The sequence below is a fragment of the Gemmatimonadota bacterium genome (assembly GCA_009835325.1).
Classification (GTDB): domain Bacteria; phylum JAAXHH01; class JAAXHH01; order JAAXHH01; family JAAXHH01; genus JAAXHH01.
Genome location: VXWP01000076.1, coordinates 1 through 9889, shown reverse-complemented (window position 1 = coordinate 9889; position 9889 = coordinate 1). Strand labels below are relative to the sequence as shown.

The 9889-nt window shown below is 63.2% G+C and carries 8 protein-coding genes; 2 read left to right on the top strand and 6 right to left on the bottom strand.

Annotation, left to right across the window (positions count from 1 at the left end; all coding sequences use genetic code 11):
* Positions 1-270 precede the first annotated feature (270 nt).
* Complete coding sequence (locus F4Z81_09700; GenBank protein MXW05326.1) at positions 271-720, top strand: NUDIX domain-containing protein; 450 nt, start codon at positions 271-273, stop codon at positions 718-720.
* Between the two features lie 139 nt (positions 721-859).
* On the opposite strand, the gene F4Z81_09695 is transcribed toward F4Z81_09700, so the two are convergent.
* From F4Z81_09695 to F4Z81_09670, 6 genes are all read right to left on the bottom strand, one after another.
* Positions 860-3964, bottom strand: coding sequence for an efflux RND transporter permease subunit (locus F4Z81_09695; protein ID MXW05325.1), 3105 nt, complete (start codon positions 3962-3964; stop codon positions 860-862).
* A gap of 85 nt (positions 3965-4049) precedes the next feature.
* Positions 4050-5465: an efflux RND transporter periplasmic adaptor subunit gene (locus tag F4Z81_09690; GenBank protein ID MXW05324.1), complete on the bottom strand. Its 1416-nt coding sequence runs from the start codon at positions 5463-5465 to the stop codon at positions 4050-4052.
* Between the two features lie 16 nt (positions 5466-5481).
* Positions 5482-6762, bottom strand: coding sequence for a TolC family protein (locus F4Z81_09685; GenBank protein MXW05323.1), 1281 nt, complete (start codon positions 6760-6762; stop codon positions 5482-5484).
* Positions 6763-7033: 271 nt separating this feature from the next.
* Positions 7034-7489 carry a hypothetical protein gene (locus F4Z81_09680; protein ID MXW05322.1) on the bottom strand — a complete coding sequence of 152 codons (456 nt, stop codon included), beginning with the start codon at positions 7487-7489 and terminating at the stop codon, positions 7034-7036.
* A 132-nt stretch (positions 7490-7621) separates the two neighbouring features.
* Positions 7622-7861, bottom strand: a complete 240-nt coding sequence (locus tag F4Z81_09675) for a type II toxin-antitoxin system Phd/YefM family antitoxin (protein ID MXW05321.1) — start codon at positions 7859-7861, stop codon at positions 7622-7624.
* A gap of 7 nt (positions 7862-7868) precedes the next feature.
* A complete protein-coding gene (locus tag F4Z81_09670) occupies positions 7869-8276 on the bottom strand; it encodes a type II toxin-antitoxin system VapC family toxin (protein MXW05320.1) in 408 nt (135 codons plus the stop codon).
* Between the two features lie 359 nt (positions 8277-8635).
* Between F4Z81_09670 and F4Z81_09665 the strand changes: the two genes are divergently transcribed.
* Positions 8636-9142, top strand: coding sequence for a MarR family transcriptional regulator (locus F4Z81_09665; protein ID MXW05319.1), 507 nt, complete (start codon positions 8636-8638; stop codon positions 9140-9142).
* Positions 9143-9889 lie beyond the last annotated feature (747 nt).

The following is a 9889-nucleotide window of genomic DNA, read 5'->3' as shown; positions in this document are numbered from 1 at the left end:
ATTTGGAAGGTGTGGAAGGACTGGCTGGACCGGACGGTGCGGACGGACCGGACGGCGCGGTTGTTGCGGGCGGTGTGGGCGTGGCGGGGCCGGCGCGCCACGGTCGGCCGAAGGTCGAAGGCGCCGAATACCAGCTCAGCCTGTTCCTGCCGGCGGACCATCCGGTCGTCGAGGACATCAAGGAACTCGACCTGGACCTCATGACGCCGGTCGAAGCCATGAACGCCCTGTACCGGCTCCAGCAGAAAGCGGCCGGTCCCGATCCCGACGATGAGTAGCGCCTTTCAGAAGGATGTGCCCGTGTCCATCATCTCGTCCGCCATGCTCGTCAATCCCGCCGGCGACATCCTCGTCAACCTGCGCGACGACGATCCCCGGATCATCTTCCCGAACAAGTGGAGCCTCATAGGCGGACACGTGGAGGAGGGCGAAAGTCCGGAAGAAGGCCTGGTCCGGGAAGTGGAAGAGGAGATCGGCCACCAGTTGTCCGAATTCCATCCCCTGGCGACCTTCTTCGACGGCGCGGACGTGCGCCACCTCTTTCTCGTCCCGATCGACGTCCCCATCGACGACCTGGTACTGGGTGAAGGACAGGCCATTCGGTACATGGACCCCGCGCGGGCGCTGGCCGAACTGGATCTCTGTGTCACCGGCCGTCGGTGCATCGAGGTCTACCTGCGCCACCTCGAGTTCCAGGACTACGTCCGCGGGCGGGAGTGAACAGGATTCACCCGTTCGCGTTGCGCCGCCCCGGTGCGGCCCTCTGCCGGCCTCTGCAGTCACATGCGTGACCCTCTGCAGTCACATGCGCGGCCCTCTGCCGACCCCTTACGTGTCGGCCCCACGCGCCGACCTTCCTTTACGCCTTCCGCAGTCCCCATGACCTGACCATGTAGTAGATGACCGGGATGACCACGAGGGTCAGCACCGTGGACGTCACCATGCCGCCCACCATGGGCGCGGCGATGCGCTGCATGACCTCCGAACCCGTGCCGGTCCCCCACATGATGGGCATCAGGGCGGCGATGGTGGCCGCCACCGTCATCATCTTGGGCCGCACCCGTTCCACGGCCCCGTGCATGACGACCTCGTAGAGATCCTGCCGCGTGTTGAGCGCGTCGCGGTTGACGCGGTCCCGATAGGCCTGCTTGAGATAAAGCAGCATGACGACCCCCGTCTCCGCCGCCACGCCGGCCAGGGCGATGAAGCCGACTCCCACCGCGATGCTGAAGTCGTAGTCCAGCAGGTACATCAGCCATACGCCCCCGATCAGTGCGAAGGGCAGCGAAAGCATGACGATCAGGCTGTCCGCGACGTTCCGGAAGTTCATGTAGAGGAGCAGCAGGATGATGGCCAGGGTAACCGGCACGACGATCTGCAGCCGCTGCTGCGCCCGTTCCAGGTACTCGTACTGCCCGCTCCAGACCATGCTGTACCCCACGGGCAGCGAGACCCGCTCCGCGATAAGCCGGCGGGCGGATTCGACGTAGGCGCCGATGTCCGTATCCGTGAGATCCACGTACACCCAGGCCGTGGGCCGGGCGTTCTCCGACTTGATGCCGGACGGCCCCTTGCGGATCCGGATGTCGGCCACCTGGCTGATGGGGATCTGCGCCCCCGAGGGCGTGGGGATCAGGACGCGTCTCAAGTCCGACACTTCGTCCCGCAGTTCCCGGGCGTAACGGACGTTCACCGGGTAGCGCGCCAGACCCTCCACCGTGTAGGTCACGTCCACGCCGCCCACGGCCGACATGATGATGTCCTGCACGTCGCCCACGGTCATCCCGTAGCGCGCCGCCTCGACGCGGTCGATCTCGAAGTCGAGATAGTTGCCGCCCATGGTCTTCTCGGGGAAGGCGCTGAGCGTGCCGGGAAGCTCCTGCAGTTCAACGGCGACCCGCTGCGCCAGGTCCGACAGCACGGCCAGGTCGTCCCCCATGATCTTGATGCCGACCGGGGTGCGGATCCCCGTGGACAGCATGTCGATCCGCGTGCGGATGGGCATGGTCCAGGCGTTGGTCAGCCCCGGGAACTGGATGGCGTCGTTGAGCGCTTCCACGAGCCCTTCGCGGGTCATCCCCGGCCGCCAGTCCTCCTCGGGCCGGAGCATGATGGTGGTCTCGATCATGGACAGCGGCGCGGGATCGGTCGCCGTGTCCGCCCGCCCTACCTTGCCGAAGACCCGGTCCACTTCCGGGAAGGCGCTGATGATCTTGTCGGTCTGCTGCAGCAACTGGCGCGCCTTGGTGATCGATATGCCCGGGTCCGTGGTGGGCATGTAGAGCAGGTCGCCTTCGTAGAGGGGCGGCATGAACTCGGAGCCGATCCGCTGCAGGGGGTACCACGTGGCCGAAAGGGCGGCGATCGCGACCGCGACGGTCAGCCACCTCACGCGGATCGCGGCCCGGATCACGGGCCGGTAGAGGAAGACGAGCAGCCGGCTCAAGGGGTTCCTGCGCTCCGGCAGCAGGCGGCCCCGGACCAGGTATCCCGTCACGACCGGTACGAAGGTGATGGCCAGCAGGGCGGCCGCGGCCATCGTGTAGGTCTTGGTAAAGGCCAGCGGCTTGAAGAGCCGGCCTTCCTGGGCCTGCAGGGCGAAGATCGGCGCGAAGGAGAGCGTGATGATCAGCAGCGAGTAGAAGAGGGACGGTCCCACTTCCTTCGTGGCGTCGAGCACAATCCGCCAGTGGTCCTTCTTCCCGCGGTCCCGCTCCATGTGCTTGTGGGTGTTCTCGATCATGACGATGGCGGCGTCCACCAGCGTGCCGATGGCGATGGCGATCCCGCCCAGGGACATGATGTTGGCGTTGATCCCCTGCCATGACATGACCAGGAAGGCGGCGAGCACGCTGATCGGCAGGGTGAGGATGACCACCAGGGCCGAACGGAAGTGGATCAGGAAGATGATGCAGACCAGGGCGACGATGAGACTTTCCACCAGCAGCTTGTCGCTCAGGTTGTCGATGGCCCGTTCAATGAGGCTCGACCGGTCGTAGGCTGTAATGATCTCCACGCCCTCCGGCAGGCCCGACTTGAGCGACTCCAGCTTCTCCTCGACGTTCCGGATGACCTCCATGGCGTTCTCGCCGTACCGCATGACGATGATGCCGCCGACGATCTCGCCCTCGCCGTCCCATTCCGCCAGTCCCCTCCGAAGTTCCGGTCCCGTCGTGACCCGGGCGACCTGGTGAAGGAGTACGGGCGTCCCGAATCCGTCGACGCCCAGGGGCACGTTCTCCAGGTCCTCCACGGACTCGATGTACCCCAGCCCGCGGACCATGTACTCCGTCTCCGCCATCTCCACGACCCGGCCGCCCACGTCGTTGTTACTTCGCTGGATCGCCGTCTTGATCCGGTTGAGCGGTATGTCGTAGATCAGCAGCTTGTTGGGATCGACCTCCACCTGGTACTGCTTGACGAACCCGCCGATGCTGGCGACCTCGGACACCCCGTCGACCGAAGTGAGTTCGTACCGGAGAAACCAGTCCTGGATGCTCCGCAGTTCCGCCAGGTTGTGCCGGTCGCTCCGGAGCACGTACTGGTAGACCCAGCCCACGCCCGTGGCGTCGGGCCCGAGCGCGGGGTTCACGCCCGGCGGCAGGCGGTCGGTCACGTAGCTCAGGTACTCCAGCACGCGGCTGCGGGCCCAGTAGATGTCCGTGCCGTCCTCGAAGATGATGTATACGAAGCTAAGCCCGAAGAAACTGTAGCCACGGACCGTTTCCGCGTAGGGCACCGCAAGCATGGCCGTGGTCAGGGGATAGGTCACCTGGTCCTCCACCACCTGGGGCGCCTGGCCGGGATACTCGGTCAGGACGATCACCTGCACGTCCGAGAGATCCGGTATGGCGTCGAGCGGGATCTCCACCAGGGCAACAGTCCCGCCCGCGATCAGCAACAACGTGACCAGGATCACCAGGAACCGGTTCCTGACGGAGTATTCGATTATGCGTTGCAACATGATGGATTCCTTTAAGTTCCGGGCCGACTGATGGTTCCGGCCGGGCCTGTCGGACAGGTCGGACAGGTCGGGCCGGCCGCCCCGGTCAGTGCATCATCCGGTGGTCGAGCATTTTCTGGATCGCCTCCTGGAGCCGGCTCTCCGAATCGATGAGGAACTGGGCCGACGTCACGACCTGCTCGCCGGCGCGGACGCCGTCCGTGGCCTGCACGTAGCCATCTTCCCCTTCCATGCCGAGGGTCACCTCGCGCGGTTCGAACCTGCCGCCTTCGAGAGCTATGAAAACCACGTTGCGCTCCCCGCTGTGAATGACCGCGCTGCCCGGGATCACGAGCACGGGCCGCACGCTGCGGGTAGACAGACGGATGTTGGCGTACATCTGGGGTTTCAGTTCGAGATCCCGGTTGGGGAAGACCAGCCGGATCTTGATGTCCCGCGACGCGCGGTCCAGGTAGGGATAGATGTAATCGATCGTGCCGCGATAGACTTTCCCCGGATTGTAGGGCAGTTCCATCTCGGCCGCCAGCCCCGGACTCAGCCACGGAGCATCCGCGTCGTACACGTGGGCGAAGGCCCAGATGGTGGACAGGTCGGCCATGCGGTACATGTCCATGCCGGGCGTGACCCGCATGCCCAGTTCGGCCATCCGCTCCACGACGATGCCTTTCGAAGGCGCATGAATGGTCATCGTCCGGGCGATCGTGCCCCGTTCTTCAAGTTCCCGGATCTGCGCCTCGGTCACGTCCCAGTAGAGCAGACGGCGCTTCGAGGCGTCCAAAAGCGACTCCGCGCCGCGCGTGATGTTTTCGAACGTGCTGTTCTCCAGGTTTTTCACGTTCTGGAATGCCAGCAGGTATTCTTCCTGCGCCGCGACGAGCTCCGGCGAGTAGATGTCCAGCATCGGATCGCCCTCGGCGACCTGCTGGCCGGTCTCGTTCACGTACAGTTTCTCGATCCACCCCGCGTACTTGACGTTGATCCGGGAGAACATCTCCTCGTTGTAGTCCAGGTGGCCGACGGTCCGTATGGAACGGGTCAGCGGCCGTTCCTGCACGGTCGCGGTCTGGACGCCGATGTTCTGTATGGTGACCGGGTCGATCACGATGGCGCCGCCAGGGGAAGCACTCTCGGGTTCGTCCGTGGACGCCGCGGACATTTCACCATCCTCATGCTCGTGTTCCATTTCGGACTCGTGCCCCGCGTCGGCAGTCGGCGCTTCCGCTTCGGCCGTCGGCGCTTCCGCTTCGGCCGTACGCTTCAACGGCGTCAGGTTCATTCCGCAGATTGGACACTGCCCCGGCTCCTCCGCGATCACGTTCGGGTGCATGCCGCACGTCCAGAGCTGGACCTGCGCCGTTTCACCGCCCTCGGAAGTGGCCGTCGACTCGGGGTCGCCGCAACCGGCGAGCATCGCGGCCGGCGCGACGGCCAGCGCGGCGGCCAGCCACAGCAAGATCAGTAACCGAAACGGCCCGCGGCTTGTTTGTTTGACGTATCCCATTATAGTCCTCCTGTGGCTACGGGAGCGATCCTCCGGCGGCCCGTTCCAGCTGGCTGAGGTACTTTCGATAGTTTGCCGTCTCCGCCACGTACCCCAGCCGGGTACGCAGCACCATGCGCTCCGCGTCGAGCAGGTCGAGAAAGTCCATCTGCCCCGTCTGGTAGGCGGCCAGCGTCGCCAGCACGCTGCTTTCCGCCTGGACGATCAGGCCCTGCTCGTAGACGTCAAGGGCCCGCCCCGAATGGCTGAGCCGTCCGTAGGCCCCCGCGACCTCCGCCGCGACGGCATCCAGGATGCGCTGCCTGGCATGCCGGCTTTCTTCCACCCGTGCCATGGCCTCCTGCACTTCGGCCCGTGTGCGACTCCGAAACACGGGCAGATTCACGCTCAGCATGACACCGAATGCGTCTTTCCCCGCGTCCGAAGCCGGATGGTCCCCGATTTTCGGTACGGTGATATAGGAACCCTGCACCATGAAATCCGGCCGGTTGGCGAGTCGGGCGAGGCGTACGCCCAGTTCGTTTCGCCGGATCCGGGCGTCGACCGCATCCAGCTCCTGACGGACGGCCAGCGCCCGTTCGACCACCACGGATTCCGGCTGCGCGTATCTCGTGGTGTCAATGACAGCCACCGGATCGACCGGCGAATCGGACGGACGGCTGAGCACGCCGTTGAGCCGGGCAACGAGGGCGCTGCGCTCGCCTTCCAGCGTAATGCGCTTCTGCAGGATCTCCGACGCTTCCACGTGAGACTTGAGCACGTCGGCCTGCGAACCGCTCCCGGTTGCGTACTTCTCCTCCGCGGCGGCGGTGAAGGTCTCCAGCAGTACCAGGTAGTCCTCGAGGATGCGCAGGGACCGGTCGACCCGGTACAGATCGTAGTAGACGGACTTCACTTCGTAGGCGATATCGCGGGCGATGGACTGGATGCCGGCCGTTTCGACCGCCGTTTCTTCTCCGGACATGTCGCCGCGCAGGCTCAGCTTGCCCGGATAGGGGATCGTCTGACCGAAGGCCAGCACGTTCCGCTGTGGCCCGACGCGCGTTTCCGGCGAAGACAGCCACCGCGTGTACGATAATGCCGGGTCCGGGTAGGATGCTACCTGCGGCCGGCGGTGCTCCGCCGCGGTCCTGCGCTGATGGGCCGCCTGCAGGGCCGGACTGCGGTCCAGGGCCTCGGCGACCAGCGCCTCTAGCCGCGGCGTCTGCGCCCGGGCCGGCTGAACGGCGGACGCCAGGGCGAAAGACACTGCGAGAATCACGATCAGAACGCCCGCGTATCGTGGGAATACGGACATGGGCTTCTTCCTCGGTTGAATATAAATGTATGGTTGCCAGTGATTACGGCCGGGCGAGCGGATTGGGCGGTCCCCGGTAGCGGATAGGGCGGTCCCCGAAGGGATACCGCGCCGCACTCCGGACCGGACGCGCCGAAATGTGACGGGGACGTACCGGAAGCCGGACAGAAACGTATCTGAAAGTCCGGGTACACGATACCGGTAACCCGTCGCGGATTACGCGTCGAGGGTTACGCGCACGGCCTGTTGTTGCGCTATGGAGTAAGGGGTATTAAATGAGGTAGGTGCAGAAGAGTGCGCGCAATGGGGGTGGAGACCGGCTGGTTTCCATTTCGGAAGACCATTGCGTGGCAAGAACCACCGGTTCAACCACCTGGAATCCCCGCAACGGTGTGGTCAGGTCCAACTGATCGGGTTGAAAGGGAACGGATGCGGGCAGCGCGTCCGTCCCGGCTTGCCGGTATGGGGCCGGCTCGACGCTGCAGCAGGACATGGCCAGCATCCCCGCGGCACATGTTTCCGGCGTATGGGCCGTCGCGCAGGAGTCCGGTGCCGGTGCCGTCACACAACAGGCGTGGGCGCCGCCGGTCGGAGTCGCGCCGGGAGTCGGGGCCATTGCCGTGATGCACGTGCCGACCGCGGCAGTGACCGCCAGGGACGGCGACGACATCGCGAGGGCAAGCATGAGGACGGTGAATCGCCTTGTCAGTCTGATCAGCCTGGTCATGAACGGAGGCTCCGGGGAATCTACGACGATCTATACGTAGAATCTACGCACATCCCGGCGCAAACGCAATCGGAAACCAGATCACCGGGTCGCGTGCTGGCCAGGGCCGGTCTCCACATCGGCGTGGTTTTCTTAATCGGAGCCCCGCTTTTTACCCCTGACGCGCTGGCGCCTGACGAGCTTGACGACTTCCTTCACCGTGATGCTCGTTTCGACCGTCGGTATATCCAGCGGCGATACGGGAGACAACTCGGGGACGACGGCATATCTCCTGCCATCCTTCCTGCGGATGATGACCTTGCCCGTCGATTCCGCTTCGTCGAGCAAACTCGACAGATTTTGCCTCGCTTCGGAATATGTATATACATCCATGGTGCAGTCAGCCCCCCTCATCTTCCAAACGCACCACGTAAATGCCGAGTGACTCCGCGGCGCGGCCCAACGACCGGTCCAGGGTCAGCAGCGGCGCGTTGTACCTGATGGCGGTCTCCAGTAAGAACGCGTCAGCCGCTACCCCTTTCAGTCGAGACGCGATCGTAAGAACCTGGGCCATGTCCACATCCACGTAACGCAAGGGTATGTTATCCAGGATCTCCATCCCTCTTCGCGCTTCCACGATGTCTATACCTTTCTGCCGAATCATGACGGACAGGGCCTGGCAGACTTCCCACCGGACGAATCCCGGCGCGATGAGGACATGGCCCGATGCCGCTTCGGCAAGGGCATCCCGTTCGGGACCCCGCATGACGGATGCGATAATCGCCGAAGTATCGATGACCATATTCATGCGGAAACCTCCTTTTATGTATTGTACAATTGTACATCAGCGTGTCAACAAAAACCGCGAATGATCCGTTTTCCCTGGCCTATGGGGTTTATCGGCAGGATCGTTACGCGTTGTCCGGCCTCAAAGACGCGGGAGCCGTACGAAGAGGACGACACGCGGCCATTGCACGTTTTTTCGCACAATTATCCTTCTTCAGCGCCAATTGTTCACACACCGGTCACACTTTTTCCGTTATACTCGGGTAGAATGGGCGGTTTTGGACCGACGCACTTCCAGAGCCTGAGTCATCGTCACCTTATAGACATTGGACCACCGGCCGTATATACCGCACGTTAATCACGTATTCGGGGAAGGCGCTCATGAACGGTGCAATGGGAGAAGGTGTCAGAGGAGAGTTGACGGACCGGTTTGTCTGTGCGATACATATTCTGAGTCGATTGATGGACAATGAACGTCTTGGCGAGTTGAAGAAACTCGGATTGAACGCGCACCAGGCAAATACACTGATGATGTTGTACCTCCACGGCCCCACGCGGATGGGTGCCCTGGCGAATCACCTGGGCAGCAAGCTGCCACATATGTCGATCATCGTAGATCACCTGGTTGGCAAGGGTTACCTGCAACGAGGTTCGGATCCGAGCGATCGCAGAGTGGTGATCTGCGAGTTTACCGACGACGGCAGGAAAGCTACGCAGCGGATCATAAACCATACGAGGGTTCGCGCGAAAAAAGTGGCCGAAAGATGGGATTTCAAGCAATTCGAGTCCGTGGTCGAGTCGCTGGAATTGTTATGGAGCACAGACGATGGAAGGTCTGTCGGCATCGTTTCGGAGCCAAGCAAAGACCGGAAGTTCAACGAGATGTAAAGCCGAACCAGCAGGAAACGTCCCGCTGGCCGGATAGAACAGGACCTGCTCGACCGGCCGGGACGCCAATCAACGCCGGGACGCCTGCTTCTCTCCCGATGGCCGACCGGTTCGGGGTGCCAGTTCCGCGCCGGGGTGCCAGCCTCGCGCCGGAGCGCCAGCCTCGCGCCGGAGCGCCAGCCTCGCGCCGGAGCGCCAGCCCCGTCCCCGGGCGCCTTACTTCTCCCCCCCGTAATCAACGCAGACGCTCTGATCCGGTGATCGCCGCCTGACGCGCTCCGGTGGTCGACGATTTCTTGCTTCCCCTTGGCGGCCGCCGCCCCATCCACACCAGGCGATCGACGGATCGTGATCTCTCCAAGTCGATCACCGGCAAAGTACCCCAGTAATCGTCACCTTTACTGCACCTGGTGATCGCCGTCCGATCCTCCCCCCGGTGATCGACGCCGCCATCCACTGTCATGTGCCCCTTCGGTCCGTATCCGGCCGCCCCTGAAGCGGACCGCCCAAGTCCGGACGGCTTCACCGTGACCTGCTAAAAACCAGTGAAATCGCTCCAGCATGCCGGATCGTGGCGGCACACGTCAGAGTACATGAAAAATAACTTAGCCGAGTTAAAGTTTGATTTGACAAATGTTAATTTGCTGGATAGTTTCTTATAAGTTTTGTTGAAATGTGTGATTTTTCTATGGGCATTCTCCGCCCCGGAGCATTCGACTTAAACTGACGCAGATACGACCCGTTAGA

Bases quoted from the DNA above. Each gene is read 5' to 3' on its own strand.
- F4Z81_09700 (MXW05326.1), top strand. From the start codon at position 271: ATGAGTAGCGCCTTTCAGAAGGATGTGCCCGTGTCCATCATCTCGTCC.
- F4Z81_09695 (MXW05325.1), bottom strand. From the start codon at position 3,964: ATGTTGCAACGCATAATCGAATACTCCGTCAGGAACCGGTTCCTGGTG.
- F4Z81_09690 (MXW05324.1), bottom strand. From the start codon at position 5,465: ATGGGATACGTCAAACAAACAAGCCGCGGGCCGTTTCGGTTACTGATC.
- F4Z81_09685 (MXW05323.1), bottom strand. From the start codon at position 6,762: ATGTCCGTATTCCCACGATACGCGGGCGTTCTGATCGTGATTCTCGCA.
- F4Z81_09680 (MXW05322.1), bottom strand. From the start codon at position 7,489: ATGACCAGGCTGATCAGACTGACAAGGCGATTCACCGTCCTCATGCTT.
- F4Z81_09675 (MXW05321.1), bottom strand. From the start codon at position 7,861: ATGGATGTATATACATATTCCGAAGCGAGGCAAAATCTGTCGAGTTTG.
- F4Z81_09670 (MXW05320.1), bottom strand. From the start codon at position 8,276: ATGAATATGGTCATCGATACTTCGGCGATTATCGCATCCGTCATGCGG.
- F4Z81_09665 (MXW05319.1), top strand. From the start codon at position 8,636: ATGAACGGTGCAATGGGAGAAGGTGTCAGAGGAGAGTTGACGGACCGG.